This window comes from Variovorax sp. GW822-FHT04A09 (genome assembly GCF_058801005.1).
In genome coordinates, this window is sequence record NZ_JBXAMV010000009.1 from 74,382 (window position 1) to 99,148 (window position 24,767).

26 protein-coding genes and 1 tRNA gene are annotated in these 24,767 nt (G+C 69.5%); 18 read left to right on the forward strand and 9 right to left on the reverse strand.

The features are described 5' to 3' along the window. Window positions 1–152 precede the first annotated feature (152 nt). The 7 genes from AC1RLW_RS30640 (at window position 153) to AC1RLW_RS30670 (ending at window position 7,380) form a co-directional block, all read left to right on the forward strand. On the forward strand, window positions 153–1,322 hold the full coding sequence (locus AC1RLW_RS30640) for an ROK family protein (RefSeq protein ID WP_493196228.1): 1,170 nt from the start codon (window positions 153–155) through the stop codon (window positions 1,320–1,322). Beyond that, window positions 1,319–2,857 (forward strand): sugar ABC transporter ATP-binding protein, encoded by a 1,539-nt coding sequence (locus tag AC1RLW_RS30645; protein WP_493196170.1) that lies wholly within the window; start codon window positions 1,319–1,321, stop codon window positions 2,855–2,857. Before AC1RLW_RS30640 ends, AC1RLW_RS30645 begins: the two co-directional genes overlap by 4 nt. After that, window positions 2,820–3,860, forward strand: a complete 1,041-nt coding sequence (locus tag AC1RLW_RS30650; protein WP_390348256.1) for an ABC transporter permease — start codon at window positions 2,820–2,822, stop codon at window positions 3,858–3,860. The genes AC1RLW_RS30645 and AC1RLW_RS30650 overlap by 38 nt, the downstream gene beginning before the upstream one ends. A 44-nt stretch (window positions 3,861–3,904) precedes the next feature. After that, entirely contained in the window at window positions 3,905–4,870 is a 966-nt protein-coding gene (locus AC1RLW_RS30655) for a substrate-binding domain-containing protein (protein WP_062480193.1), read from the forward strand. Between the two features lie 37 nt (window positions 4,871–4,907). Continuing rightward, entirely contained in the window at window positions 4,908–6,038 is a 1,131-nt protein-coding gene (locus tag AC1RLW_RS30660; protein ID WP_493196229.1) for a Gfo/Idh/MocA family protein, read from the forward strand. 52 nt (window positions 6,039–6,090) lie between these two features. Beyond that, window positions 6,091–6,786 (forward strand): phosphatase PAP2 family protein, encoded by a 696-nt coding sequence (locus tag AC1RLW_RS30665; RefSeq protein ID WP_493196171.1) that lies wholly within the window; start codon window positions 6,091–6,093, stop codon window positions 6,784–6,786. Between the two features lie 69 nt (window positions 6,787–6,855). Further along, a complete protein-coding gene (locus tag AC1RLW_RS30670) occupies window positions 6,856–7,380 on the forward strand; it encodes a DUF3617 domain-containing protein (protein ID WP_493196172.1) in 525 nt (174 codons plus the stop codon). An 18-nt stretch (window positions 7,381–7,398) separates the two neighbouring features. Here the strand turns inward: AC1RLW_RS30670 and trxC are convergent, their stop codons facing one another. The 4 genes from trxC to AC1RLW_RS30690 all read right to left on the reverse strand — a co-directional run bounded on the left by trxC (window position 7,399) and on the right by AC1RLW_RS30690 (window position 9,984). Next, window positions 7,399–7,848 carry a thioredoxin TrxC gene (gene trxC / locus AC1RLW_RS30675; protein WP_070063801.1) on the reverse strand — a complete coding sequence of 150 codons (450 nt, stop codon included), beginning with the start codon at window positions 7,846–7,848 and terminating at the stop codon, window positions 7,399–7,401. 61 nt (window positions 7,849–7,909) lie between these two features. Then, window positions 7,910–8,440, reverse strand: a complete 531-nt coding sequence (locus AC1RLW_RS30680) for a TPM domain-containing protein (protein WP_493196173.1) — start codon at window positions 8,438–8,440, stop codon at window positions 7,910–7,912. A gap of 5 nt (window positions 8,441–8,445) precedes the next feature. Beyond that, window positions 8,446–9,372, reverse strand: a complete 927-nt coding sequence (locus AC1RLW_RS30685; RefSeq protein ID WP_493196174.1) for a TPM domain-containing protein — start codon at window positions 9,370–9,372, stop codon at window positions 8,446–8,448. Window positions 9,373–9,384: 12 nt separating this feature from the next. Beyond that, complete coding sequence (locus tag AC1RLW_RS30690; RefSeq protein WP_172438430.1) at window positions 9,385–9,984, reverse strand: LemA family protein; 600 nt, start codon at window positions 9,982–9,984, stop codon at window positions 9,385–9,387. 47 nt (window positions 9,985–10,031) lie between these two features. Here AC1RLW_RS30690 and AC1RLW_RS30695 point away from each other — a divergent pair, with 47 nt between their 5' ends. The 4 genes from AC1RLW_RS30695 (at window position 10,032) to AC1RLW_RS30710 (ending at window position 12,978) form a co-directional block, all read left to right on the forward strand. Further along, window positions 10,032–10,835: a Rossmann-fold NAD(P)-binding domain-containing protein gene (locus AC1RLW_RS30695; protein WP_493196175.1), complete on the forward strand. Its 804-nt coding sequence runs from the start codon at window positions 10,032–10,034 to the stop codon at window positions 10,833–10,835. A 51-nt stretch (window positions 10,836–10,886) separates the two neighbouring features. Then, window positions 10,887–11,339: a YybH family protein gene (locus AC1RLW_RS30700; protein ID WP_062481770.1), complete on the forward strand. Its 453-nt coding sequence runs from the start codon at window positions 10,887–10,889 to the stop codon at window positions 11,337–11,339. A gap of 81 nt (window positions 11,340–11,420) precedes the next feature. Next, window positions 11,421–12,437 carry a YheT family hydrolase gene (locus AC1RLW_RS30705; RefSeq protein WP_493196176.1) on the forward strand — a complete coding sequence of 339 codons (1,017 nt, stop codon included), beginning with the start codon at window positions 11,421–11,423 and terminating at the stop codon, window positions 12,435–12,437. Then, entirely contained in the window at window positions 12,430–12,978 is a 549-nt protein-coding gene (locus tag AC1RLW_RS30710; RefSeq protein WP_390348271.1) for a DUF2946 family protein, read from the forward strand. Before AC1RLW_RS30705 ends, AC1RLW_RS30710 begins: the two co-directional genes overlap by 8 nt. A gap of 91 nt (window positions 12,979–13,069) precedes the next feature. On the opposite strand, the gene AC1RLW_RS30715 is transcribed toward AC1RLW_RS30710, so the two are convergent. From AC1RLW_RS30715 to AC1RLW_RS30730, 4 genes are all read right to left on the reverse strand, one after another. After that, window positions 13,070–13,675: a c-type cytochrome gene (locus AC1RLW_RS30715; RefSeq protein ID WP_447747539.1), complete on the reverse strand. Its 606-nt coding sequence runs from the start codon at window positions 13,673–13,675 to the stop codon at window positions 13,070–13,072. Between the two features lie 115 nt (window positions 13,676–13,790). Next, on the reverse strand, window positions 13,791–15,215 hold the full coding sequence (locus AC1RLW_RS30720; RefSeq protein ID WP_062481759.1) for an efflux transporter outer membrane subunit: 1,425 nt from the start codon (window positions 15,213–15,215) through the stop codon (window positions 13,791–13,793). Continuing rightward, on the reverse strand, window positions 15,208–18,375 hold the full coding sequence (locus AC1RLW_RS30725; RefSeq protein WP_062481757.1) for an efflux RND transporter permease subunit: 3,168 nt from the start codon (window positions 18,373–18,375) through the stop codon (window positions 15,208–15,210). Before AC1RLW_RS30725 ends, AC1RLW_RS30720 begins: the two co-directional genes overlap by 8 nt. A gap of 15 nt (window positions 18,376–18,390) precedes the next feature. Next, the gene (locus AC1RLW_RS30730) at window positions 18,391–19,686 is read right to left on the reverse strand and encodes an efflux RND transporter periplasmic adaptor subunit (RefSeq protein WP_062481754.1); all 1,296 of its coding nucleotides are present in this window, start codon (window positions 19,684–19,686) and stop codon (window positions 18,391–18,393) included. A gap of 179 nt (window positions 19,687–19,865) precedes the next feature. On the opposite strand from AC1RLW_RS30730, the gene AC1RLW_RS30735 reads away from it, so the two are divergent. The 4 genes from AC1RLW_RS30735 to AC1RLW_RS30750 all read left to right on the forward strand — a co-directional run bounded on the left by AC1RLW_RS30735 (window position 19,866) and on the right by AC1RLW_RS30750 (window position 21,858). After that, entirely contained in the window at window positions 19,866–20,534 is a 669-nt protein-coding gene (locus AC1RLW_RS30735) for a TetR family transcriptional regulator (protein WP_493196177.1), read from the forward strand. A gap of 42 nt (window positions 20,535–20,576) precedes the next feature. Beyond that, window positions 20,577–20,651: transfer RNA gene (locus tag AC1RLW_RS30740), tRNA-Arg, on the forward strand. Window positions 20,652–20,812: 161 nt separating this feature from the next. Then, the gene (locus tag AC1RLW_RS30745) at window positions 20,813–21,040 is read left to right on the forward strand and encodes a hypothetical protein (protein WP_062481748.1); all 228 of its coding nucleotides are present in this window, start codon (window positions 20,813–20,815) and stop codon (window positions 21,038–21,040) included. An 89-nt stretch (window positions 21,041–21,129) separates the two neighbouring features. Beyond that, the gene (locus AC1RLW_RS30750; RefSeq protein WP_493196178.1) at window positions 21,130–21,858 is read left to right on the forward strand and encodes a glutathione S-transferase; all 729 of its coding nucleotides are present in this window, start codon (window positions 21,130–21,132) and stop codon (window positions 21,856–21,858) included. Between the two features lie 3 nt (window positions 21,859–21,861). On the opposite strand, the gene rsmI is transcribed toward AC1RLW_RS30750, so the two are convergent. Then, window positions 21,862–22,821: a 16S rRNA (cytidine(1402)-2'-O)-methyltransferase gene (gene rsmI / locus AC1RLW_RS30755; RefSeq protein ID WP_493196179.1), complete on the reverse strand. Its 960-nt coding sequence runs from the start codon at window positions 22,819–22,821 to the stop codon at window positions 21,862–21,864. A 48-nt stretch (window positions 22,822–22,869) separates the two neighbouring features. Here rsmI and AC1RLW_RS30760 point away from each other — a divergent pair, with 48 nt between their 5' ends. The 3 genes from AC1RLW_RS30760 (at window position 22,870) to AC1RLW_RS30770 (ending at window position 24,762) form a co-directional block, all read left to right on the forward strand. Further along, complete coding sequence (locus tag AC1RLW_RS30760) at window positions 22,870–23,241, forward strand: YraN family protein (RefSeq protein ID WP_493196180.1); 372 nt, start codon at window positions 22,870–22,872, stop codon at window positions 23,239–23,241. Between the two features lie 85 nt (window positions 23,242–23,326). Further along, window positions 23,327–23,968 carry an SIS domain-containing protein gene (locus tag AC1RLW_RS30765; protein ID WP_062482322.1) on the forward strand — a complete coding sequence of 214 codons (642 nt, stop codon included), beginning with the start codon at window positions 23,327–23,329 and terminating at the stop codon, window positions 23,966–23,968. Next, on the forward strand, window positions 23,965–24,762 hold the full coding sequence (locus AC1RLW_RS30770) for a BON domain-containing protein (RefSeq protein ID WP_095950095.1): 798 nt from the start codon (window positions 23,965–23,967) through the stop codon (window positions 24,760–24,762). Before AC1RLW_RS30765 ends, AC1RLW_RS30770 begins: the two co-directional genes overlap by 4 nt. Window positions 24,763–24,767: the final 5 nt, after the last annotated feature.

Below are 24,767 nucleotides of genomic sequence, written 5' to 3' on the forward strand. Positions count from 1 at the left end.
GAAATAGGTCGAAGTTCAGCCTTGCCCGGCTGAAGATGCCCTCCTAGTATTCGCCTTCGCCCGGCGACCGGTGCTTTCTGACCGGCGCCTTTCCCACAAGAAGAGCGGAGACAACACGCGTGGCACCCTGGAGCGGCATCACGACCGACGAAATGCGCTTGCTGGAATCGACCTTCTGGTCGGCCGGCGGCTCTCGCCATGCCATGGCCGAGCAGCTGGGCTTCTCCAAGAGCAAGGCCAACGCACTCATCGCCGGCCTGGTCGACCAGGGCCTGCTGGCCGAGGCCGGCCTGCAGCGCTCCTCGGGCGGTCGCCGCGCCGAAAACCTCCAGCTCAATGCCGAACTCGGTGTGCTCGTCGGCATCGACATCGGCGCCACCAGCCTCGATGTCGCGGTGCTGCGCCCCGACCTCACGGTGCTGGCCCAGCACGAGGAAGCCGCCGACGTGCGCGAAGGTCCGGCCGTGGTGCTGGCGCGCGTGCGTGTGCTGATGCGCGAACTGCTGGCCCGCTGCGGGCAGGCCCCACGGAACGTCCTGGGCATCGGCATCGGCGTGCCCGGCCCGGTCAACTTCGAGATCGGCCAGCTTGTGAACCCGCCGCTGATGCCGGCCTGGGACAGCTTCTCGATCCGCGACTACCTGCGCGAGGACTATGCGGCGCCGGTGTTCGTCGACAACGACGTCAACCTGATGGCGCTCGGCGAGCTGTGGCGGCTGCGGCGCTCGCTCTCCAATTTCCTCGTCATCAAGATCGGCACGGGCATCGGCTGCGGCATCGTCTGCCACGGCGAGGTGTACCGCGGTGCGGCCGGTTCGGCCGGCGACGTGGGCCACATCTGCGTCGACCAGGAAGGCCCGCGCTGCCACTGCGGCAACCTGGGCTGCGTCGAGGCGATGGCGGCGGGCCCCGCGATCACGCGCATGGCGATGCAGGCGGCCGAAGCCGGTGAAAGCGCGACGCTCGCCGAATGCCTGCGCACGCGCGGGCGCATCGATGCCTTCGACGTGGGACAGGCCAGCCGCGGCGGCGACCCGGCGGCCAACGCCATCATCCAGCGCGCGGGCAGCCTGATCGGGCAGATGCTCGCGTCGGTCGTCAACTTCTTCAATCCCTCGCACGTGTTCATCGGCGGCGGCATCACGCGCATCGGGCCGCTGTTTCTCGCGGCCGTGCGCCAGAGCGTCTACCAGCGCTCGCTCGCGCTGTCGACGCGACACCTGGAAATCCAGTACACGCCGCTGGGCACGCAGGGCGGCCTCGTCGGCGCGGGCGTGCTGGCGATGCAGGAAACGCTCAAGGCCCGAGGGGTAGCGCCATGACGAATACCGTGGCAACCAAGGGCAGCGTGGCCGTCGAGTTCGACGGCGTGGTGAAAGCCTTCGGCCCCGTGCAGGTGCTGCATGGCGTGAGCTTTGCGCTGGCGCCGGGGCGCGTGTACGGCCTGCTCGGCGAGAACGGCGCGGGCAAGTCCACGCTGATGAAGATCCTGTCGGGCTACGAGTCGCTGACCAGCGGCACCTTGCGCATCAACGGCCAACCGCAAAGCTTCACGAGCTCGCGCGATGCCGAGGCACTGGGCATCGTGCTGATCCACCAGGAGTTCAACCTCGCCGAAGACCTCAGCGTGGCGCAGAACATCTTCCTGGGCCATGAAAAGAAAAAAGGCTGGCTGCTCGACGATGCCACGATGGAGCGCGATGCTGCCGCCGCGCTCGCCGCCGTCGGCCTGGCCATCGACCCGCGCACCAAGGTGCGCCGCCTCATCGTCGCCGAGAAGCAGCTCGTCGAGATCGCGAAGGCCATCGCCCGCCGCGCGCGCCTGCTCGTCATGGACGAGCCCACCGCCACGCTCACGCCCGGCGAGACCGAGCGCCTGTTCAAGCTCATCGCGCAGCTGCGCGCCGACGGCGTGACCATCGTCTACATCTCGCACAAGCTCGACGAAGTGGAGCAGGTCACCGACGAGGTGATCGTGATGCGCGACGGGCGCTTCGTGGCGCGCGCACCGACGCCCGAGGTCTCGCGCCAGCAGATGGCCAACCTCATGGTGGGCCGCGAGTTGGCTGACCTGTACCCGCCGCGCGACCTCGTCGTGGCCGCCGACAAGCCCGCCCTGCGCGTGCGCAATTTCAGCGTGCCCGGCTGGGCGCAGGACGCGAGCTTCGAGGTGCGCCCCGGCGAGATCCTCGGCTTCGCGGGCCTCGTCGGCGCCGGCCGCACCGAGCTGTTCGAAGGCCTGCTCGGGCTGCGCCTGGCCAGCGGCACCGTCGAGATGCGTGGCGAGCCCGTGCCGCACGGCAAGGGCTGGCGCAACCCGCGCGACGCCGCGAAACACGGCCTCACCTACCTCAGCGAAGACCGCAAGGGCAAGGGCCTGCACGTGCACTTCGGCCTGCGCCAGAACCTCACGCTGATGGCGCTGGAGCGCTACGCCCAGCCCTGGCTGAAGCCCGACGCGGAACGCGCGGCACTCGGCGAGGCGGTGAAGGACTACGGCATCCGCACCGGCTCGCTCGACGTGCGGGCCTCGTCGCTGTCGGGCGGCAACCAGCAGAAGCTCGCGCTCGCCAAGGTGCTGCAGCCGCAGCCCAAGGTGGTGGTGCTCGACGAGCCCACGCGCGGCGTGGACATCGGCGCCAAGCGCGACATCTATTTCCTGATCCAGCGACTCGCCCGCGAAGGCCTCGCGGTGATCGTCGTCTCGTCCGAACTGATGGAGCTGATCGGCCTGTGCCACCGCGTCGCGGTGATGCGCGCGGGCCGGCTCGTTGCCACGCTCGACGCGACCCACCTGACTGAAGAGGAGCTCATCGCTCATGCCACCGGAACTGCAGACACCTCCACCGCAGCCTGAAGCGGCCGTCACCGCGGCAGCAGCGCATCGCAGCGAGGCCAAGCCGCGCTGGACCGAGCGCCTGCACGGCCTCGGCCCCGTCATCGGCCTCGTGCTGCTGTGCATCGCGGGCACGCTGCTCAACGGCGACTTCGCCACCGTCGACAACGCGATGAACGTGCTCACGCGCACCGCCTTCATCGGCATCATCGCGGTGGGCATGTGCTTCGTGATCATCTCGGGCGGCATCGACCTGTCAGTGGGCTCGATGGCCGCACTCATCGCGGGCAGCGTGATCATGTTCATCAACTGGGCCGGCCCCGCCTCGGGCTCGCCGCTGATGGCGGTGATGATGGGGGCGGTGCTCGCCGTGGTGCTGGGCGCGCTGTTCGGCCTGGCGCACGGCCTGCTCATCACCAAGGGCCGCATCGAGCCCTTCATCGTGACGCTGGGCACGCTGGGGATCTTCCGCGCGTACCTCACGTACTTTGCCGACGGCGGCGCGCTCACGCTCGACAACGAGCTGTCGGACCTCTATGCGCCGGTCTACTACGCGAGCCTTGCGGGCATTCCCGTGCCGGTGTGGGTGTTCGTGATCGTCGCGGTCATCGGCGGCGTCATCCTCAATCGGACCGCCTACGGGCGCTATGTGCAGGCCATCGGTTCCAACGAGCAGGTGGCGCGCTACGCGGCCGTGGACGTCGACCGCGTGAAGATCCTCACCTACGTGCTGCTCGGCGTGTGCGTGGGCATTGCCACGCTGCTGTACGTGCCGCGCCTGGGCTCGGCCTCGCCGACCACGGGCCTGCTGTGGGAGCTCGAAGCGATCGCTGCGGTGATCGTCGGCGGCACTGCGCTCAAGGGCGGCGCGGGCAGCATCACCGGCACGGTGGTGGGCGCGATCCTGCTCTCGGTCATCAGCAACATCCTGAACCTCACCAGCATCATCAGCGTGTACCTGAACGCGGCGGTGCAGGGCTTCGTGATCATCGTCGTCGCGTTCCTCCAAAGAGGCCGGCGCTAGTTTTCCGTTCGTTCCGTTCCACCACCAAAGAGGAGACATCCAGCATGACGACTTTCACCCGACGCCTCGCGCTCACGGCGGTTGCCACCGCAGCGTTCGCCGCCAGCCTGCCCGCGCTTGCCGCGGACAAGGTCAACCTCGGCGTGTCGATTCCCGCGGCCACGCACAGCTTCATGGGCGGCATCAACTACTGGGCCAACCAGGCGAAGAAGGACCTCGAGAAGCAGCACAAGGACCTGAAGATCACGATCAAGACGGCAGCCAATGCGCCCGAGCAGGCCAACCAGCTGCAGGACTTGTCGACGGTCACCAAGATCAACGCGCTCGTCGTGTTCCCGTTCGAATCGGCGGCGCTCACCAAGCCGGTCGCACAGGTCAAGGCCAAGGGCGCGTACGTCACCGTGGTCGACCGCGGCCTGACTGACACCAGCGCACAGGACGCCTATGTAGCCGGCGACAACACCGCCTTCGGCAAGATCCCGGCCGAGTACATCGTCAAGCAGCTCGGCGGCAAGGGCAATGTGGTTGCTCTGCGCGGCATCGCGACCACGCTCGACAACGAGCGCATGGACGCCTTCAACGCCGTGCTCAAGGGCAGCCCCGACATCAAGCTGCTCGACGCCAAGTACGCCAACTGGAACCGCGACGACGCCTTCAAGGTCACGCAGGACTACCTCACGCGCTTCAAGCAGATCGACGCCATCTGGGCCGCCGACGACGACATGGCCGTGGGCGTGCTCAAGGCCATCTCGCAGGCCAAGCGCGACGACATCAAGATCGTGTTCGGCGGCGCCGGCGCCAAGGACATGGTCAAGACCATCATGGACGGCAAGGACAAGCGCATCACGGCCGACGTGAGCTACTCGCCCAAGTTCATCTACGACGCGATCAAGCTCACGGCCGAGGCGCGCCTGAAGGGCGAGAAGCTGCCGGCGACGACGATCATTCCGTCGGTGCTGATCACCAAAGAGAACGCCAAGGATTTCTACCACCCGAACTCGCCGTTCTAAGGTGACCGAGATCGCTTCACGTCCCCTGCGCTGCGCCATGGTCGGCGGCGGTCGCGACGCCTTCATCGGCGCCGTGCACCGCAAGGCCATGGCGCTCGACGGCCAGATCGCGCTGATCGCCGGCGCGCTGTCGTCGAGCCCGGACAAGGCGCGCGCCTCAGGCCGCGACCTTGGCTTGGCCGACGACCGCAACCACGGCGACTGGCAGGCGCTGCTGGCCGACGAGCTGAAGCGCCCGGGCGACGAGCGCATCGACTTCGTCTCGATCGTCACGCCCAACCATGTGCACTACCCCGTGGCGCAAGCCTTCGCGGAGGCGGGCTTTCACGTGGTGTGCGACAAGCCGCTGGTGCACACGCGCGACCAGGCCGATGCGCTGGTCGCCACCGTGGCGAAGCAGGGCACGGTGTTCGGCGTCACCTACAACTACACCGGCTACCCGATGGTGCGGCAGGCGCGCGAGATGGTGCGCTCGGGCGAGATCGGCGAGGTCCGCAAGGTCGTCGTCGAATACAACCAGGGCTGGCTCGCCAGCCACGTGGAAGCCGCGGGCGGCAACAAGCAGGCCGACTGGCGCACCGACCCCGCACGCAGCGGCGCGGCCGGCGCCATCGGCGACATCGGCTCGCACGCCGAGAACCTCGTCGCCACCGTCACCGGCCTCGAAATAGAAAGCCTCTGCGCCGACCTCGGCGCGCTGGTGCCGGGCCGCATGCTCGATGACGACGGCAGCCTGCTGCTGCGCTTCCAGGGCGGCGCGCGCGGCGTGCTGGTGGCCTCGCAGATCAACACCGGGCTGGAGAACGACCTGCGCCTGCGCGTCTCCGGCACGCTGGGCACGCTCGAATGGCGCCAGGAGCAGCCGAGCCAGCTCGTGCACCTGCCGCACGACGGGCCCCGGCGCCTGCTCACGCGCGGCGCGCCCTGGCTGTGCGAGTCGGCGCGGCGCGCGAGTCGCCTGCCGGCCGGCCATCCCGAAGGCTTCATCGAGGCGTTTGCGAACGTCTATGCGGGCGTGGTGGCGGACATCCGCGCGCGGCTCGCGGGGCAGGTGGCCGATCCGCTGGCGGCGGACTATCCGCGCGTGGAAGACGGGGCGCGCGGCGTGCGCTTCATCGAGCGCACGGTGGCGTCGGCTGGAAGCGAATTAAAGTGGACGCCCTGGTAGCCGCGCACGGGCCTCGTTGAAACGAGGCGAGGCCGCGGCACCAGCGGCCGCCATGACGCACTCCTCCTCATCCTTCGACACCCCTTCGCTGCCGCCTTCATGGCCGCGCGCCCTGTGGCAGCGCTGCCGGACGCTGTGGCTGCTCAAGCTGGCCGGCAACACCGTCGCCACGCTGGGTTTCTTCCCGCTGTATTTCTGGGTCATGCACCACGCCGGGCCGGCGTGGGTGCTGCCGCTCACGGCCGTCGACCGGCTGATCGCGTTCTGGCCGGCGATGCTGCCGGTGTACCTCACGCTGTGGGCCTACATCGCGCTGCCGGTGCTGCTGGCCAAGGACCGGCGCGAGCTGAACACCATCGCCATCGGCTGCGCGGTGATGACGGCGATCGCGCTGGCCGTGTTCTGGTGGATGCCCACGGCGATCCCGAACTTCGCGATCGATGCGGCGCCGGGTTCGTCGCTGCATTTCCTCAAGACCTTCGATGCGGCGGGCAACGCCTTTCCATCGCTGCATGTGTCGTTCTCGGTGTTCGCCTGCATGGTGCTGGCGCGGCAGCTGCGCGAGGCCGGCGCGCCGGGCTGGCTGCGGCTGCTCAACCTCGCGTGGGCGGTGGCCATCGTGTACTCGACGATGGCCGTGCGCCAGCATGTGCTGATCGATGTGCTGGGCGGCCTCGGGCTCGGCCTGGCGATGGGCTTCGCATTGCGCGAGCGCCCATCGGCGGCTTTGGCGCCGGTCGCGGCTTAGACCGATCGCGGTATTCCGCCGCGCGGGCGCCGACGGTACAAAGCGGCATCGCCGTCCACCGAGCCCGCCATGACCTTTCGCCCGTTCTCCCTCGCTGCCGCCGCCTGTCTTCTCGCCGGCCCCGCGCTGGCCATCGACTACCCGGCACGCAAGCCGGGCCTGTGGGAAATCCAGACCGGCGAGGGCGGTGCGGCAGCTGCCAAGGCGCCGGGCCAGACGATCCAGCAATGCATCGACGCGGCCACCGACAAGGCGATGCGCGAGATGGGGCAGGGCATGGGCAAGGACATGTGTTCCAAGCAGGACCTGCGCCTCGAAGGCGTGAAGCTGGTCATCGACTCGGTCTGCAAGATCGGGCCGACCACCGCGACCTCGCGCGCCGTGATGAGTGGCGACTTCAGCAGCGCCTACCGCGTCGAAAGCAAGTCGACCTACAGCCCGCCGCTGATGGGCCGCACCGAAGGCACGAGCGTTGTCGACGCCAAGTGGGTCGGCCCTTGCAAGCCGGGCCAGAAGCCGGGCGACATGGTCATGGGCAACGGCATGAAGATGAACATGCTCGACGCGATGGCGAAGATGCCGCCGCGCAAGTGAGCGCGGCCGGTTGTGGGATCAGCCCGCGCCGTTGGCCTTGACCCAGCGCACGATGTCGGCCGCGCCCATCGCGCCGGCCTGCCGCGCGACCTCGCGCCCGCCCTTGAACAGCGCCAGCGTCGGGATGCTGCGGATGTTGAAGCGCGCGCCCAGCGCCTGCACCGCCTCGGTGTCGACCTTGGCCAGCCGCACCTGCGGTTCGAGCTGGGCCGCCGCCTGTTCGTAGGCCGGCGCCATCTGGCGGCAGGGGCCGCACCAGGGCGCCCAGAAATCGACCAGCACCGGGATCTCGTTGCGCGCGATGTGGCGATCGAAGGTGGCCACGTCGGGCAGTGCCGTGGAGTGGCCGGTGAACAGCGGGCGGTGGCAGCTGCCGCAGTCGGGCGCGCTGCCCAGTTGCGCCGTGCGCACGCGGTTGGTCGTGTGGCAGTGCGGGCAGACGATGTGCAGCGATTCGGATTCGGTCATCTCCGAAAAATAGGGGCCGTGTGCGCGGATTGCAAGGCGCCGGCACCGAGGGCGCCGGGCCTCAGAGCACCACGGGCGCGTCGGGCAGCTCGTTGGTGTCGGGCTGGTCGTCGGCCAGCGGGAAGTGGGCCATCAGCCGCGCCGACACCTCTTCCAGCGCCAGCGTGATGCCGTCTTCGAAGCGGCCTTCGCGGAAGGCCACGGCCATGCGCTGCGTCATGGCGGCCCATTCGGCGGAGCCCACATGGGCGTCGATGCCGCGGTCGGCCACGATCTCGATGGCGTGCTCGGCCAGCAGCAGGTAGATCAGCACGCCGTTGTTGTGCGCCGTGTCCCACACGCGCAGCTTGCCGAACAGCGTCACGGCGCGCTCCCGGGGCGGCGCGTGGCGCCACAGGTAGGACATCGGCAGGCCGGCCTCGACGCAGATGCGGATCTCGCCGCTGTGGCGCCGCTCGCTCGCGGCCACGCGGCCGGCCAGGCGCTGCATCGCGTCGGCCGGCAGCACGCGGCGCACGGCGGCTTCGTCGGTCCAGCGATGCCGCCAGATGCGGCCCAGCTTCGAGAGGAGCGTGGGGTCTGCAGTTGCCATGAGGTTCACCAGTCTCCCGACGCGCCGCCGCCGCCAAAATTGCCACCGCCGCCGGAGCTGAATCCGCCGCCGCCACCTCCGCCGCCGCTGCTCCAGCCGCCGCCACCGCCACCGCTGCTCCAGCCACCCCCGCCGCCACCGCCTCGGCCGCCGCGACCGGGACCAAAGCCGGCAAGGCCCGAGAACAGCGAGACCATGAGCGCGATCAGCCCGGCGATCACCGCGATCACGGTGCTGGTCGTGAGGAGGAACGCGACCACGCCGATGCCGCCGCCCATGGCCACCGAGCCCATCGTCTTGCCCAGGATGGCGCGCGCGATCGGCGCGCCGACGAAGACGCCGACGAACAGGAAGATCGCGAGGTTCTCCCAGTCGAAGCCATCGCTGCTGCTGCCTCCGCTATTGCTGCGCGAAGGCTCGGGCAGCGGCTCGCCGTCGACCAGGCCGATGAGCCGGTCCACCGCCGCATTCAGGCCGCCCGCGAAGTCGTTGTTGCGAAAGCGCGGCTTCATCTCCTCGTCGATGATGCGCACCGCCGCGAGGTCGGGCACCGCGCCTTCGAGCGTCTTGGCGGTGGCGATGCGCATCTTGCGATCGTCCTTGGCAACGATGACCAGGAGGCCGTCGCCCACGCCCTTGCGGCCGATCTTCCAGGCGTCGCCCACGCGCTGCGCGTAGCTCGCGATGTCTTCGGGCGCCGTGGTCGGCACCATCAGCACCACGATCTGCGAGCCCTTGCGCTGCTCGAAGGCCGCGAGCTTGGTTTCGAGGCCCGAGCGCTGCGCGGCGTCGAGCGTGCCGGTCTGGTCGATCACGCGCGCCGTGAGCGTGGGGATCGGCAGCAGGCCCTGCGCCAGCGCGGGCAGGCCAACCCATGCAAGGGCCGCGATGAAGATCGCTGCCAGTGCGCGGCGGATCAGGGCTGCGGCCATCGGCGCCGCTTCTTACTTCTTAGGGGTGCTGAAATCGACCGTGGGCGGCGTCGAGATCTGGGCTTCGTTCTGCACCGAGAAATTCGCCTTCGGCTTGTAGCTGAAGACCATGGCCGTGAGGTTGGTCGGGAAGCTGCGCGCGAGCACGTTGTACTCCTGCACGCTCTCGATGTAGCGGTTGCGCGCCACGGTGATGCGGTTCTCGGTGCCCTCGAGCGTCACGCGCAGGTCGCGGAAGGCCTGGTTGGCCTTGAGGTCGGGGTAGCGCTCGGCCACCACCATGAGCCGCGACAGCGCCGACGACAGCTCGCCCTGCGCCTGCTGGAACTTGTTGAAGGCCTCGGGGTTGTTGAGCGTCTCGGGCGTCACCTGGATCGAGGTGGCCTTGGCGCGCGCCTCGATCACCTTGGTGAGCGTGTCCTGCTCGAAGCTGGCCTCGCCCTTCACGGTGGCGACGATGTTCGGCACGAGGTCGGCACGCCGCTGGTACTGGTTGAGGACCTCGCTCCAGGCCGACTTGCTGGCCTCGTCGAGGGACTGGAACTGGTTGTAGCCGCATCCGCTGAGGGACAGGACGGCCGCGAGAATCAGGAACCAGCGCTTCATCATCATTTGCATTACCTCCGCAGAAGGAGGCCGAAGTTAGCATAGATGGGGTCATGGCCCTCGATCCCCTCCACGCCCTGCAGGCCGCGAACCGCGCGGTGCCGCCCGCTGCCGCGCCGCCCACCGGCACGCTGCTGATCGCGGGTGCGACCGGCGCGCTCGGCCAGGAACTGCTGCACCGGCTCGCGGGCCGCCACCGCTTCCAGCGCACGCGCGTGCTGGCGCGCGAGCCCATGCACGACGGGCTGCCCGGCGTCGAAAGTGTTCTGTGCCCGGCGCTGCCGATCGCGCAGTGGCCGCCGGTCGCGGCCGATGTCGCGGTGATTGCCTTCGACCCGCCGCGCCTGTACCACGGCCGCGAGCGCGCGCTGTGGCACCCCGAGCCCGCCGACCTGCCCGAGCTGGCGCGCTGGCTGCGCGCCAGCGGCGTGCGCACGCTGGCCATCGTGCAGCCGCACGACCGCGGCCGGCTGCCCGAGGCGCTCAAGCGCGGGCTGGCCAGCCTCGACGAGCAGGCCGTGGTCGCCTGCGACTTCGAGCGCCTGATCCTGCTGCGCTCGGCGCGCAAGCCCGCTGATGTGCGTCTGGCCAACCTCGGCGAGCGGCTCGCAGCCTGGATGCTGTCGATCATGCGGTTCATGGTGCCGGCCAACGAACAGCCCGTGCGCGCGCCCAAGATGGCCGAGCTGGTCGACCTCGCGCTGCGGGTGGCGCCGCCCGGCGTGCACGTGGCCGCGCCCGAGATGGTGTGGCAGGCCGCGCAAGGCGCCACCGAGGCGGCGGCGCGCGCGTGGCTGATTCCGGCGTCCGCGCCTGAAGCACCCACGGCCGGGTCGCCTGCTGCCACATGGCCGTGACATGGGCAGGGCAAAATCCGGCCTACCCCTTCGCTCTCGCCCTTCACCGCCATGCCCAAGACCCCTTTCCGCGCCGCCGCGGCCATCGGCGGCACTGCCGACGATGTCGAGGCCGCCTTCTACGAAGCGCTGCAACGCGGCGATGTCGATGCGCTGATGGCCTGCTGGGCCGACGAGGACGAGGTGTTCTGCGTCCACCCGGGCGGCCCGCGGCTGGTGGGCGCGGTGGCGATCCGCGCGGCCTTCGAGCAGATGTTCGCCAACGGCGCCATCCATGCGACGCCGGCGCGCGTGCGCAAGATCGAGTCGCTGGCGAGCGCCGTGCACAACGTGCTGGAGCGCATCGAGGTGCTCACGGCCGAGGGGCCGCGCCATGCCTTCGTGCTGGCCACCAACGTGTATCACAAGACCGCGCAGGGCTGGCGCATGGTGGCGCACCACGCGAGCCCGGGCAGCGCGCGCGAGCCGGACGACGCGAACGATCCACCGCAGGTCCTGCACTGAGTCCTGCCCCGAGCGATGGCCTCTCCCTTTCCTTCTTCCTCTTTCTCACCGGATTCCGCGTCGCCCGTTGCATACGACGCAATGGGCTACGACGCCCCGCGCTGGCTGCCCGGCGGCAACCTGCAGACCATCTGGGCCGCGCTGTGCGCGCGCCGCTTCGACGGGCCCGCGCCGGTGTACCGCCGCGAGCGCTGGACCGCGCCGGACGGCGACTTCATCGACGTCGACTTCGTCGACGCGCCGCAGCCCGGCCCCCGGCCGCTGCTGGTGCTGTTCCACGGGCTCGAGGGCTCGTCGCGCAGCCACTACGCCGAGGCCTTCGCGGCTTTTGCCGCCGCGCGCGGCATGGCCTTCGCGGTGCCGCACTTTCGCGGCTGCAGCGGCGAGCTGAACCTCGCGCCGCGCGCCTACCACTCGGGCGACCACGAGGAGATCGACTGGATCCTGCGGCGCATGCACGCGCAGCACGTGGTGCAGGGCGGCGGCGGGCCGGTGCTGGCGGCCGGCGTCTCGCTGGGCGGCAATGCGCTGCTGCGCTGGGCCTGCGAGGCCGGCGAGAGCGCGCGGGCCTCGGTCGACGCGGTGGCGTCGGTGTGCGCGCCGCTCGACCTGGCGGCGGGCGGCGAGGCGATCGGGCGCGGCTTCAACCGGCTGGTCTACACGCGCATGTTCCTCGCCACCATGAAGCCCAAGGCGCTGGCCAAGCTGGCGCAGTTCCCCGGCCTGTTCGACCGCGACCGGCTGCTGGCCGCGCGCGACCTGTATGACTTCGACGACGTGTTCACCGCGCCGTTGCACGGCTTTCGCAACACCGACGACTACTGGGCGCGCGGCTCGTCCAAGCCGCTGCTGGGCGCGATCCGCGTGCCCGCGCTGGTGGTGAACGCACGCAACGACCCCTTCATTCCGGCCCGCAGCCTGCCGGCGCCGAACGAGGTCGGGTCGCACGTCACGCTGTGGCAGCCCGCGGGTGGCGGCCACGTGGGCTTTCCGCTGGGCCTGCCGCCGGGGCACGTGGGCGGGATGCCCGAGCGCGTAGGAGGGTGGCTGGCCCACCACCTCTCGTCGACGCAGGCGCAAAATACGGCCCATGGATGACATCGTCAAACAGGCATTGGCCAAGTGGCCGAACGTGCCGCACTGCTACGGCTGGCTCGGCCTGGACGCGCGCGGCAACTGGTACATGCGCGACGACCGCACGCAGGCGCAGGGCCCGTTTCGCAGCGCCAAGGGCTCGATGCTGCGGCACGACAAGCTGATCGACTTCATCCACCGCAACTACGAGCACGACGCCGACGGCCAGTGGTTCTTCCAGAACGGGCCGCAGCGCGTGTATGTCGAGCTGGAGGCGGCGCCGCTGGTGTGGCGCGTGGCGCAGCAGGGCGCGAACGCGTTCACAGTCACGGCCCACACGGGCGTGCCGGCCGAGGTGTCGGGCTGCCTGCTCGACGAAGAAGGCCGGCTCTATCTCGTGGCCCCGGCGGGGCTCGGGCTGGTGCACACGCAGGACGTGGGCATCGCCGCCGAGGCCGTGGAGCAGGGCGTCTGGACGCCGGAGCCGGTGCGCGCGGCCGACCTGCCGGGGCGCTTCGGCCATGTGCTGAGCCCGGCAGAACGCCATGCAGGCGTGGCTGTATAGCTACTGAAAAGATAGCAATCCGGATCGTCCGGACGTAAAAAAACCGGCCTGAGAGCCGGTTTTTTCATGGGCGCAAGGCGCTGTCGATCGCTTACTTGGCAGGCGCGCTGGCCGCAGCCGACGCACCTTCGGTCGGCGCGGCGGCCGCTGCCGGACGGTCCGGCACCGGGAACTTGGCGCCGCCGGCGTTGGCCAGGTACACCACGGCACGGCCGATTTCGATGTCTTCGAAGTCGCCGCCGCCCTGGGCGGGCATGGCGCCCTTGCCCTTGAGCGCGTGCTCGAGCAGCGTTGCGTAGCCTTGGCCGATGCGCGGGCCCCAGGCTGCGGCGTCGTTCAGGTGCGGGGCGCCGGGGATGCCGGGTGCGCCGTGGCAGGCCACGCACTGGGCCTTGAACACGGCATCGCCAGCGGCCAGCGGCCGGTTGGCGTCACGGATCTCGATGGAGCCGACCTTCTTGAGGCGCTCGGCCACTTCACGGTCGCGCGATTCCTTGGTCACGCCGTAGAGCGCCATGTTGTCGCCCTCCGCGGTACCGGCGGGCTTGGTGCCCGAGACCACATAGGACACGAGGCCCACGATGATCAGGATCGGAATGATGAAAGAGAAAAATACCGCGAGCAGCAGTTGCTTCGGGTTCTTGATCGGGCCGGTATGGGCTTCTTCTGTGGCCTGGTTGTGCGGGTCTGCGCTCATGGCGTCCTCAATAACGGGGGGCTCGTCGGGGGCTTTTTCTAACCAACCGGCGATTATAGAGAGGCCCTTTGCCCGCGCGGGCAATTGACCTCTCCATATCGGACGCGCAGGTGTCTCAACCGTTGTTGCGTGTGGCCCAGCCGCCACCCAGCGTCTTGTACAGCGTGACCTGGTTCTGCAGCTGCAGCAGGCGCGTGGCCACTGCCGATTGCTGCGCCGTGAACAGCGAACGCTGTGCGTCGAGCAGGTCGAGCGCGCTGGCGATGCCGTTGCGATAGCGCAGGTCGGACAGCTTGTAGCGCACCGCCTCGGCGTCGGCCTGCGCGGTCTGCGCGCGCGCCTGCTCGCCCAGCGTGGCGCGGCCCGCGAGTGCGTCGGCCACTTCGCGGAACGCGGTCTGCACCGACTTCTCGTACTGCGCCACCGCGATCTCGCGCCCGGCCTTGGCCGAGTTGAGCCCCGCGATGTTGCGGCCCGCATCGAAGATCGGCAGCGTGACCGTGGGCGCGAAGCTCCAGGCCTTGGTGCCGCGGTCGAACAGGTTCGAGAACTCGCTGCTCGCGGTGCCGATCGAGCTGGTGAGCGACACGCGCGGGAAGAAGTTCGCGCGCGCCGCGCCGATGTTGGCGTTGGCCGCGATCAGCTGCTGCTCGGCCGCGCGGATGTCAGGCCGCTCGGTCAGCAGGTCGGAGGGCAGGCCGGCCGGCACGTCGGGCATCGGGCGGATGCCCGCGAGTCCCTTGGTGCCGCCGGCGGTGGCCTCGGCCGGCACCGGTGCGCCCAGCAGCAGGGCGAGTGCGTTCTCGTCCTGCAGGCGGGCGCGCTGCTGCTGCGCATAGGCGGCGCGCGCGGTCTCGGCCTGCGAGTTCGCGGCCTGGAAGTCGATCTCGGACGACACGCCGTTGTCGAAGCGCAGCTTGGTCAGGCGCACCGACTCGTCGCGCGTGACCATGGTCTGGCGCGTGATCTCGAGCAGCTCGTCGTCGGCCAGCAGCGTGAGCCAGCCGCTGGCCACGGCCGCGATCAGGCTGATCTGCGCGGCCTTGCGCGACTCTTCGGTGGCGAGGTACTGCGACAGCGCCTGGTCCTTCAGCGCGCGGATGCGGCCGAAGAAGTCGAGCTCCCACGCGGTGAAGCCGAAGTTGACCGCGTACTGCGAGGCCACGCTGCCCTGCGTCGGATCGATCGCCTGGTAGGCATTGGGGCTCGAGCGCGAGCCCGTGCCCGTGAGGCCGAGCGCCGGGAACAGCGCCGAGCGTTCGATCTGGAACTGCGCACGCGCCTGCTCGATGTTGAGCACCGACACGCGCAGGTCGCGGTTGTTCGCCAGCGCCGTCTGGATCAGGCCCGCCAGGCGCGGGTCGGTGAAGAAGTCCTGCCAGGGCAGGGCGGCCGCGGCGGGGCCCGACGGCTGCGCCGGGTCGCCCGGGTAGGTCGTCGGCACCGGCGCCGCGGGGCGCTCGTAGGTCGGAATCAGCGAGCAGCCTGCCAGCAGCATCGCGGCTGCCAGCACGGTGGGGATCAGAGGTTTCTTAGTCATGGTGTGTGGTGTCTCCCGTGATGCCGGCTGCTGCCGCATGCCGCTTGTCGGCCTCGTGCTGGCGCGCGCTGCCCTTGAACAGCGTGCGCACCACCACGAAGAACACCGGCACGAAGATCACGGCCAGGACCGTGCCGGTCACCATGCCGCCGAGCACGCCGGTGCCGATGGCACGCTGGCTCGCCGAGCCTGCGCCCGAAGCCAGGACCAGCGGCAGCACGCCCAGGCCGAAGGCCAGCGAGGTCATGATGATGGGACGGAACCGCAGGTGTGCGGCCTCGAGCGCGGCCTCGACCACGCCGCGGCCCTGCGCCTGCAGGTCTTTCGCGAACTCGATGATCAGAATCGCGTTCTTCGCGGACAAGCCGATGATCGTGATCAGGCCCACCTGGAAGTACACGTCGTTCGAATAGGCGCGCAGCATCGTCGCCACCAGCACACCCAGCACGCCCAGCGGCACCACCAGGATCACCGACAGCGGGATCGACCAGCTCTCGTACAGCGCGGCCAGGCAGAGGAACACCGCCAGGATCGCGAAGCCGTACAGGATCATGGCCTGCGAGCCGGCGAGCTTTTCTTCACGCGACTGGCCGGTCCACTCGAAGCCGAAGCCTTGCGGCAGCTGGCCGGCGAGCTTTTCCATCTCGGCCATGGCTGCGCCCGTGCTCTGGCCCGGCGCCGCGTCGCCGCTGATGCGGATGGCGGGGTAGCCGTTGTAGCGCACGGTCTGCGTGGCGCCCGAGACCCACTTGGTGGTCGCGAAAGCCGACAGCGGCACCGGTTGGCCCTTGGTGTTGACGGCGTTCAGGCGCAGCAGGTCGTCCGGCTGCATCCGTGCCGGCGCATCGGCCTGCACCACCACGCGCTGCAGGCGGCCGCGGTTCGGGAAGTCGTTGATGTAGCTCGAACCCAGCGAGGTCGACAGCGCACTGTTGATCGCGTCGAAGCTCACGCCCAGGGCGTTGGCCTTGTCGCGGTCGATGTCGATCTCCAGCTGTGGCGCGTCTTCCAGGCCGTCAGGGCGCACCTGCGCGAGGATCTTGCTCTGCGAGGCCATGCCCAGCAGCTGGTTGCGCGCGTTGATCAGTGCCTCGTGGCCCGCGCCCGCGCGGTCTTGCAAGCGGAAGCTGAAGCCGCTGGCGTTGCCCAGCTCGGGAATCGGCGGTGGGCTCAGCGGGTAGATGAAGGCGTCGCGGATGCCCGACAGCGCACCGAAGGCTCGGCCGGCCAGCGCACTGGCCGAATTGGCCGGGTCCTTGCGTTCTTCCCAGTCCTTCAGCGTCACGAAGGCGAGGCCTGCGTTCTGGCCCTGGCCGGAGAAGCTGAAGCCCATCACGCTCACGATGCTCTGCACTTCAGGCTGCTTCAGGATGAAGCCTTCGACCTGCTGCATCACCGACAGCGAACGCTCTTGCGTCGCGCCCGGGGGCAGTTGCACGTTCACGATGATGTTGCCCTGGTCTTCCTCGGGCAGGAACGAGCTCGGCAGGTGCGTGTAGAAGTACGCGACGGCGCCGATGATCGCGGCGTAGATCACGAGGTAGCGTGCGGCGCGGCGCAGGATGCGCGCGACCACGCCTTCGTAGCCCTTGGCCGTGCGCGAGAAGCCGCGGTTGAACCAGCCGAAGAAGCCGCGCTTCTCATGGTGGTGGCCGGCTTCCACCGGCTTGAGCAGCGTGGCGCACAGCGCCGGCGTGAGCGACAGCGCCATGAAGGCCGAGAAGCCGATCGAGGCCACCATCACCGCCGAGAACTGGCGGTAGATGTTGCCGGTCGAACCCGCGAAGAAGGCCAGCGGCACGAACACCGAGATCAGCACCACGGTCACGCCGATGATGGCGCCCGAGATCTGCTGCATCGCCTTGCGCGTGGCGTCGAGCGGCGAGAGCCCCTCTTCGCTCATGATGCGCTCCACGTTCTCCACCACCACGATGGCGTCGTCCACCACGATACCGATCACCAGCACCATGCCGAACATGGTGAGCACGTTGATCGAGAAGCCGAGTGCGAGCAGCGTGGCGAAGGTGCCCAGCAGCGCGATCGGCACCACGATCGTCGGGATGATCGTGTAGCGCCAGTTCTGCAGGAACAGGAACATCACCAGGAACACCAGCGCGATGGCCTCGAACAGCGTCTTCACCACTTCGGAGATCGAGATCTGCACGAAGCGCGAGCTGTCATAAGGAATGTCCCACTTCACGCCCTTGGGGAAGTAGCGCTCCAGTTCGGCCATCTTGGCGCGCACGGCCTTGGCCGACTTCAGCGCGTTGCCGGTCGGCGTGGGCTGCACGCCGATACCGACTGCCGGCACGCCGTTCAGGCGCGCGGAGGTGGCGTAGTTCTGGCCGCCGAGTTCGACGCGTGCCACGTCTTTGAGGCGCACGGTCGAGCCGTCGGTGTTGGCGCGCAGCACGATGTTCTGGAACTGTTCGACGCTGTTGAGCTGGCCGTTCACCGTGACCGTGGCGGAGATCGCCTGGCCGGGGATGTTCGGCAGGTCGCCGAGCGTGCCCGACGCCACCTGGGCGTTCTGCGCGCGGATCGCGGCATTGACGTCGTTGGCCGACAGGTTGAAGCCTTGCAGCTTCGCCGGGTCGATCCAGATGCGCATCGCGTTCTCGGAGCCGAACAGCTGGGCCTGGCCCACGCCGTCGATCCGCTGCAGTTCCGGCACGATGTTGCGCGCGGCGTAGTCACCGAGCGCCACCGGGTCGAAGTCGGGGTTGTCCGAGGACAGCATCGCGAACAGCAGGAAGTTGTTGCGCGACTTGTCCACGCGCACGCCCTGCTGCGTCACGGCCGAGGGCAGCCGCGGCGTGGCGCGCGAGAGCCGGTTCTGCACGTCCACCTGCGCGAGGTCTTCGTTGGTGCCGGCCTCGAAGCTGATGGTGATGGCGCCGGTGCCGTCGGCCTGGGCCACCGATTCCATGTAGATCAGGCCGGGCGAGCCGTTCATCTCGCGCTCGATCACGGACAGCACGCTGTCCTCGAGGGTCTGCGCGGAGGCACCGGGGTAGGCGACGTTGATCACAATGGCCGGCGGGGCCACCGGCGGGTACTGCGAGATCGGCAACTGCGTGATGGCGACGCCGCCCACCACGATGATGAACAGTGCGATCACCCACGCGAAGATAGGTCGGTCGATAAAGAATTTGGCCATGCGAGGCGCTCCTGATTACTTCTTGTCAGCCGGGGCCGAAGCCGGGCTGGCGGCGGGTGCCGCTGCGGCAGCAGACGCCGCCGGTGCCGCGGGTGCAGCCGCGCCGTTCGGCGTCGGCTTCTGCCACGGCACCGCCTTCACGGGCGTGCCGGGCGGCATCATCTGCAGGCGTTGGAAGCCGTCGACCATCACCTGTTCGCCGGCCTTCAGGCCGTCGAGCACCACCCACTGGTTGTCCTTGGCGGCGCTGATCTTCACGGTGCGTTGGCTCAGCTTGCCGTCGGCGCTGACCACCGTCACGTGGTCGCCCTGCTGGGTGCGCGTGACGGCCTGTTGCGGCACCGTGATCGCGTTCGTCACCTGGGCCTGCTCGAGCTTCACGCGCACGTACAGGCCGGGCAGCAGCTCGCCCTTGGGGTTCGGGATCTCGGCGCGCAGCGTGACCTGGCCCGTGGTCGGGTCGACCGTGAGGTCGGAGAACAGCAGCTTGCCGTCCTGCCCGTAGTCGGTGCCGTCTTCGAGCACCACGCGGATGCTCGCGGCTTCTTCGCCGCTCGCACGCTTGTACTGGCCGGCGGCCACGGCGCGGCGCAGCTTGAGCACGTCGGAGGCCGACTGCGTGAAGTTCACGTACAGCGGGTTGATCTGCTGCACCACGGCCAGCTCGGTGGCGTCGCCCTGGCCGACCAGTGCGCCTTCGGTGACCAGCGCGCGGCCGATGCGGCCCGCGATGGGCGAGGTGACATCGGCGTAGCCCTGGTTGATCTTGGCGGTCTGCAGCAGCGCGCGGTTGGCGGCCACGTCGGCGTCGGCCGTCTTGGCGGAGGCCACGGCCGTCGCGTATTCCTGCTTGCTCACGGCGTTGGCTTCGACCAGCGGCTTGTAGCGGTCGGCCAGTGCCTTGGCCTGCACGGCGTTGGCTTCGGCGCGGGCCAGGGCGGCCTGGGCGTTCTGCGTGGCGGCCACCAGCGGTGCCGGGTCGATGCGGAACAGCAGCTGGCCGGCCTTCACGTCGCTGCCTTCGCGGAACTCGCGCTTGAGCAGGATGCCCGGCGTGCGGGCGCGCACCTGGGCGATGCGCGAGGCTTCGAGGCGGCCGGGCAGCTCGGTCACGAGGCCCACGTCGGTGGGCTTGACCGTCACCACGCCGACTTCAGGCGCCGGGCGGGCGCCACCGCCACCGCCGCCCGGACCGGCCGGGGCCTCGCCCTTGCCGCAGGCGGCCAGGAACAGGAGGGAGACGAGGGCCACGGTCGCGAGACGCGGCGAAAACGACAAGGACGGTTGACGCGAGACATGCAGAAGAGGCATGTGATTCCTTTGATGCGAAGACGGGAGATGGCGCGTTTGCGGGAGAGATCCGTAAACCAGCACGGGCAGGTGGGCCATCCGAGAAGCGCGCTAGTTTACATACATTCATGGATGTATAGTGACAGCCATGCAATGGCCCCACGATACGCAAAGGGCGTTCGCTTTACAAATCAGGAGACTTGGTGGCACGTCGTACGAAGGAAGAAGCACTGGCAACGCGGCATCGATTGCTCGATGCCGCGGAGCTGTTGTTTCAGGCGCAAGGTGTTTCGCAGACCACGCTGCAGCAGATCGCGCAGCAGGCCGGCGCGACCCGGGGCGCCATCTACTGGCACTTCAAGGACAAGGCCGATCTGTTCAACGCCATGATGGAGCGCGTGATCCTGCCGCTGGAAACGCCGCCCAAGAGCGACATCCCCGGCGATGACCCGCTGGTCGAGATCGAGGAAGGCCTGATCCACGCGCTGACGCTCATGGTCGCCGACCCGCAGGTGCGGCGCGTGTTCGACATCGCGACCCACAAGGTCGAGTACACGCATGACATGGCCTCGGTGCAGCAGCGCCACCTGGACGCGCGCAACGCCTGTGTGGTCGATTTCGAAAAGGCCCTGCGGCTGGCCGCGCGGCGCGCCCGCATCCGGCTGCCGTTGCCGGGTGCGGTCGCGGCGCAGGGCATGCACGCCCTGATGGGCGGGCTGATCCAGAACTGGCTGCTCGACCCCACGGCCTTCGACCTCGTGTCGACCGGCCGGCGCACCTTCCGCGTCTACCTGGCCGGGCTCGGTTTCTCGCGCACGCCGGCCGGTGGCGTCCCGACGGCGCACGACGCGGAAACCGCTGCGGCCTGATAGGCCATAATGTGTGGCTCCGGTGCATTCCGGAGCACCCCTCTCGCTGTATTTCAACGGATAGAATTCGGCCCTCCGAAGGCTGAGATCCAGGTTCGATTCCTGGCGGCGGGACCACCTTCAAGACCGGAAATTCCGCAAGGGCTTCCGGTTTTTTCACTTCTTCCCCGACCCGGCCCGGCCTTGCGCGACAAGGCCGATCCGGAGATCCGCGCGACCGGGCCGTGACACGCCGTTGCACCCTGTCACCCGGACGCACGCATGTAAAAATTCCCCGCATGATGGAGCTCTCCGAACTGGACGAAACCAGCCTCGCAGCACACGCCGCCGAATGGCGTCGGCGCGCGCTGCGCGGCGAGAAACAGGCCCGCGGCATCGCACATGCCCTGGAGGCCGAGATGCGCCGCCGCTTCGGCGATTCGATTCCGCCGAGCCAGAGCGCCGACCTGGACACCCGCCCCCTGGCCCTGCGCCAGCCGCCGCGCCCGTGGTGGAAGTTCTGGTGAGCCGGCCGCGCGCCTTCGCCGCCTGATCTGACATCCCTCGCAGCCGGTCATCGGTTGCAGCGCCCCGTCGGCCCTGACACCATGGCCGCATGGCATACCAACTGCATTACTGGCCCACGATCCAGGGCCGCGGCGAGTTCGTGCGGCTCGCCCTCGAGGCCGCGGGCGCCGACTACGTCGATGTCGCGCGGCTGCCCGCCTCGCAAGGCGGTGGTGAGTCCGCGCTGGGCCGACGGCTCGGCGACCCCGGCAACCCGCGCGCCGCGTTCGCACCGCCGTTCCTTGTCGACGGCGACATCGTGGTCGGCCAGACCGCCGCGATCCTGCTGTACCTCGGCCCCAAGCTCGGGCTGGCCGGCATCGGCGAATCCGACGGGCTGTGGACCCACCAGCTGCAGCTCACCATCGCCGACGCGGTGGCCGAGGCGCACGACACCCATCACCCGATCTCGACCGGCGACTACTACGAAGACCAGCGCGACGCGGCCCTTCAGCGTGCGCGTGCCTTCCGCGAAGCGCGCATTCCGAAATTCCTGAACTGGTTCGAGCAGGTGCTGCAGCGCAACCCTTCCGGCGACTTGCACCTGGTCGGCGACGTGCTGACCTATGCCGACCTGTCGCTGTTCCAGCTGGTGGATGGGCTGCAGTACGCCTTTCCGAAGGCCGCCGCGCGGGCGCTGGCCTCCACGCCGTCGGTCGTGAAGCTGCACGCGAATATCCGGCGACGCCAGCGCGTGCACGACTACCTGCAGAGCCCTCGTCGCATTGCGTTCAACGAGGATGGGATCTTTCGGCGCTATGCCGAGCTGGATGGCTGAGGGCTATTCGTCGTCGCCGGCTTCGCTGCGGATGCGCAGCGCCAGCTCGTACAGCGTGTTGCGCGGCGCGCCGCTGATCTCGGCGGCCAGCTTCACGGCCGTCTTCACCGGCAGTTCCGCCAGCAGCAGGCGCAGCACACGTTCGCCTTCCGCGCCGCCGTCGCCGCTCACCGCCACGGGGTGCAGCACCAATGCGAACTCGCCACGCGTGCGGTCGCGGTCGGCGCCGAACCAGTCGGGCAGCGCGCTGGCGGCCACGGTGGCGATTTCTTCGAACTGCTTGGTGAGCTCGCGGCCGACGGTGATGCGGCGCTCGCCCAGCACGGCCAGCGCGCGGGCCAGGCTGTCGATGCGGTGCGGCGCTTCCAGCAGCACCACAGCGCGCGGCTCCTGCGCGAGGGCGTGCACGGCGGTGTCGCGCTCGCCGGCCTTGGTCGGCAGGAAGCCCGCGAACACGAAGGCGCTGCTGTTGTGCGCGTGGCTGCTCTCGCCGCCCTCGGCCACGAGGCCGGCCGCGCTCACGAGCGTGACGACGCTGCTGGCGCCCGGCAGAGGCAGCACGCGCTGGCCGGCCGCGCGCACGGCGGCGGCCAGGCGCGCGCCGGGGTCGCTCACGCCGGGCGTGCCGGCGTCGCTCACGTAGGCGATGCGCTCGCCCTGCGCGAGCCGCGCGACCACGGCCTGTGCGGCCTCGGCCTCGTTGTGCTGGTGCACCGCGAGCAGTTGCGCGCCGGGGCGGTCGATGCCGTAGGCGCGCAGCAGGCTCTGCGTGTGGCGCGTGTCCTCGCAGGCCACGGCGTCCACCAGCTGCAGCACATGCAGCGCGCGCAGCGTGATGTCGGCCAGGTTGCCGATCGGCGTGGCGACGACGTACAGCGTGCCCTGCGGATAATGCTGCGCGCCCGCGGCGTCGAGCGCGGCCGGCAGGGCCGCGCCGAAGGAAGCAGGGGCGAGTGAAGCCAAGAGGTTTCTCCGTAGGGCAGCGACAACAAGAAAACAGGGCAGGGAGCCATGACGACAAGCACCACGACCACGAAGCATCGCGGCGATGCGGCGGAAGACGCCGCGCTCGACCACCTGCGCCAGGCCGGCCTCGTGCCGGTCGCGCGCAATTATCGGACGCCGGGGCGCGGCGGCGGCGAGGTCGACCTGATCATGCGCGATCCGCGCGACGGCACGCTGGTGTTCGTCGAGGTGCGACAGCGCAGCGCGGGCTCGCATGGCGGCGCGGGCGGCAGCATCACGGCGGGCAAGCAGCAGCGCATCGTGCTGGCCGCGCGGCATTACCTGGGCCGGTTGCGCGCATTGCCGCCATGCCGTTTCGATGTGGTGCTGATCGAGGAGAAAATCACCTGGCTGAAAGCCGCCTTCGACGCCGGCTGACGCACCCGCGAGGGAACTGAAGCCTTGCTGAAGGCTCCACCACTCAAACGTCTTGTTTCACGACCCCCAGTTATCATCGCGCCCCATGCTCGAGCAACGGATTCAGCAGCACTTCATCGACAGTGCCGACCTCAAATACCAGACCGGCCCGGTCCTCAGCAAACCCATCTCTCAAGCGATGCAGGCCCTGCTGGCCTGCGTGACCAGCGGCGGCAAGGTACTGGCCTGCGGGGCCGGCGTGTCGGGCCTGCTGGCCGCGCAGTTCGCCTCGAACTTCGTGGGTCGCTTCGAACGCGAGCGGCCCGAGCTGGGCGCGATCGCGCTGCCCGGCGACACCACCGACCCGGCGGCCGACAGCCCGCAGGCCGCCGATGCCGATCGCTTCGCGCGCCAGGTGCGCGCGCTCGGCCAGGCCGGCGACGTGCTGCTGGTGCTCAGCGCCAGCGGGCAGTCGTCCGCGGTGCTGGCCGCCGTGCTTTCCGCGCATGAGCGCGACATGACGGTGGTGGCGCTGCTCGGCAACGCCGCCACGGGGCTGGCCACCGCGGCGCCCGGCGTCGGCGGCACCGGCGGCGCCATCGGCCGCGCGCTGCGCGAAACCGATGTACAGATCAGCGTGCCGCACGAACGTGCGGCGCGCATTCACGAAATCCACCTGCTCGCGCTGCATTGCCTGTGCGACGGCGTGGATGCCCAGTTACTCGGAGAACAGGAAGTTTCCTCATGACCATGACGACCCTGACCAAGGCCTCGACCCAACGTTTCGCCCTGGCGCTCACCCTGGGCGCCGCCCTGGTGGCCGGACTGTCCGCCTGCGTGCCGCTCGTCGTGGGCGGCGCCGCGGTGGTGGGCGTGGGCATGGTGGCGACCGACCGCCGCAGCTCGGGCGCCCAGCTCGACGACCAGGGCATCGAGCTGCGTGCCGCGGCCCGCGTGCGCGACATCGCCAACGACAACATGTACGTGAGCGTCACCAGCTTCAACCGCCAGGTGCTGCTGACCGGCGCCGTCGGCAACGACGCCGACCGCCGTCGCGTCGAGGACGAGGTGAGCCGCGTGGTCAACGTGCGCTCGGTGGTGAACGAACTCACCATCGGCGCCCCGAGCACCTTCCAGGACCGCTCGAACGACCTGTACATCACCGGCAAGGTGAAGGCCTCGCTGCTCGACGCCAAGGATATCTTCGCCAACTCCTTCAAGGTCGTGACCGAGCGCAGCACGGTCTACCTGATGGGCATCGCCACGCGTCGCGAGACCGACCGCGCCACCGAGATCACGCGCGGCGTGACGGGCGTGGCGAAGGTCGTGCGCGTGGTCGAGGTGGTGAGCGAGGCCGACCTGGCCGCGAGCCAGGCGGCCAACCAGTCCGCTGCGCAGCGCGGCGGCACGGGCCCCGCACCGGTGAGCAATGCGACGCCATCGACGCCGGGTGCTTCCTCCTCGGGTTCGCGCGTGCCGCTGCCGCCGATGGAGCCGCTGCCCGCGCCGGCCGGCGGTGCAACGACCTCGCCGGTCCGCTGAAACCA

What these genes read in the sequence shown, in the direction of transcription:
- AC1RLW_RS30695 (WP_493196175.1), top strand. Translation starts at nt 10,032, where the DNA reads ATGGCCCTCGATCCCCTCCACGCCCTGCAGGCCGCGAACCGCGCGGTG.
- AC1RLW_RS30640 (WP_493196228.1), top strand. Translation starts at nt 153, where the DNA reads ATGCGCTTGCTGGAATCGACCTTCTGGTCGGCCGGCGGCTCTCGCCAT.
- AC1RLW_RS30745 (WP_062481748.1), top strand. Translation starts at nt 20,813, where the DNA reads ATGATGGAGCTCTCCGAACTGGACGAAACCAGCCTCGCAGCACACGCC.
- AC1RLW_RS30650 (WP_390348256.1), top strand. Translation starts at nt 2,820, where the DNA reads ATGCCACCGGAACTGCAGACACCTCCACCGCAGCCTGAAGCGGCCGTC.
- AC1RLW_RS30700 (WP_062481770.1), top strand. Translation starts at nt 10,887, where the DNA reads ATGCCCAAGACCCCTTTCCGCGCCGCCGCGGCCATCGGCGGCACTGCC.
- AC1RLW_RS30670 (WP_493196172.1), top strand. Translation starts at nt 6,856, where the DNA reads ATGACCTTTCGCCCGTTCTCCCTCGCTGCCGCCGCCTGTCTTCTCGCC.
- AC1RLW_RS30705 (WP_493196176.1), top strand. Translation starts at nt 11,421, where the DNA reads ATGGGCTACGACGCCCCGCGCTGGCTGCCCGGCGGCAACCTGCAGACC.
- AC1RLW_RS30730 (WP_062481754.1), bottom strand. Translation starts at nt 19,686, where the DNA reads ATGCCTCTTCTGCATGTCTCGCGTCAACCGTCCTTGTCGTTTTCGCCG.
- AC1RLW_RS30750 (WP_493196178.1), top strand. Translation starts at nt 21,130, where the DNA reads ATGGCATACCAACTGCATTACTGGCCCACGATCCAGGGCCGCGGCGAG.
- AC1RLW_RS30770 (WP_095950095.1), top strand. Translation starts at nt 23,965, where the DNA reads ATGACCATGACGACCCTGACCAAGGCCTCGACCCAACGTTTCGCCCTG.
- AC1RLW_RS30665 (WP_493196171.1), top strand. Translation starts at nt 6,091, where the DNA reads ATGACGCACTCCTCCTCATCCTTCGACACCCCTTCGCTGCCGCCTTCA.
- AC1RLW_RS30725 (WP_062481757.1), bottom strand. Translation starts at nt 18,375, where the DNA reads ATGGCCAAATTCTTTATCGACCGACCTATCTTCGCGTGGGTGATCGCA.
- AC1RLW_RS30715 (WP_447747539.1), bottom strand. Translation starts at nt 13,675, where the DNA reads ATGAGCGCAGACCCGCACAACCAGGCCACAGAAGAAGCCCATACCGGC.
- AC1RLW_RS30760 (WP_493196180.1), top strand. Translation starts at nt 22,870, where the DNA reads ATGACGACAAGCACCACGACCACGAAGCATCGCGGCGATGCGGCGGAA.
- AC1RLW_RS30685 (WP_493196174.1), bottom strand. Translation starts at nt 9,372, where the DNA reads ATGGCCGCAGCCCTGATCCGCCGCGCACTGGCAGCGATCTTCATCGCG.
- AC1RLW_RS30645 (WP_493196170.1), top strand. Translation starts at nt 1,319, where the DNA reads ATGACGAATACCGTGGCAACCAAGGGCAGCGTGGCCGTCGAGTTCGAC.
- trxC (WP_070063801.1), bottom strand. Translation starts at nt 7,848, where the DNA reads ATGACCGAATCCGAATCGCTGCACATCGTCTGCCCGCACTGCCACACG.
- AC1RLW_RS30680 (WP_493196173.1), bottom strand. Translation starts at nt 8,440, where the DNA reads ATGGCAACTGCAGACCCCACGCTCCTCTCGAAGCTGGGCCGCATCTGG.
- AC1RLW_RS30720 (WP_062481759.1), bottom strand. Translation starts at nt 15,215, where the DNA reads ATGACTAAGAAACCTCTGATCCCCACCGTGCTGGCAGCCGCGATGCTG.
- AC1RLW_RS30765 (WP_062482322.1), top strand. Translation starts at nt 23,327, where the DNA reads ATGCTCGAGCAACGGATTCAGCAGCACTTCATCGACAGTGCCGACCTC.
- AC1RLW_RS30690 (WP_172438430.1), bottom strand. Translation starts at nt 9,984, where the DNA reads ATGATGATGAAGCGCTGGTTCCTGATTCTCGCGGCCGTCCTGTCCCTC.
- AC1RLW_RS30655 (WP_062480193.1), top strand. Translation starts at nt 3,905, where the DNA reads ATGACGACTTTCACCCGACGCCTCGCGCTCACGGCGGTTGCCACCGCA.
- AC1RLW_RS30710 (WP_390348271.1), top strand. Translation starts at nt 12,430, where the DNA reads ATGGATGACATCGTCAAACAGGCATTGGCCAAGTGGCCGAACGTGCCG.
- AC1RLW_RS30660 (WP_493196229.1), top strand. Translation starts at nt 4,908, where the DNA reads ATGGTCGGCGGCGGTCGCGACGCCTTCATCGGCGCCGTGCACCGCAAG.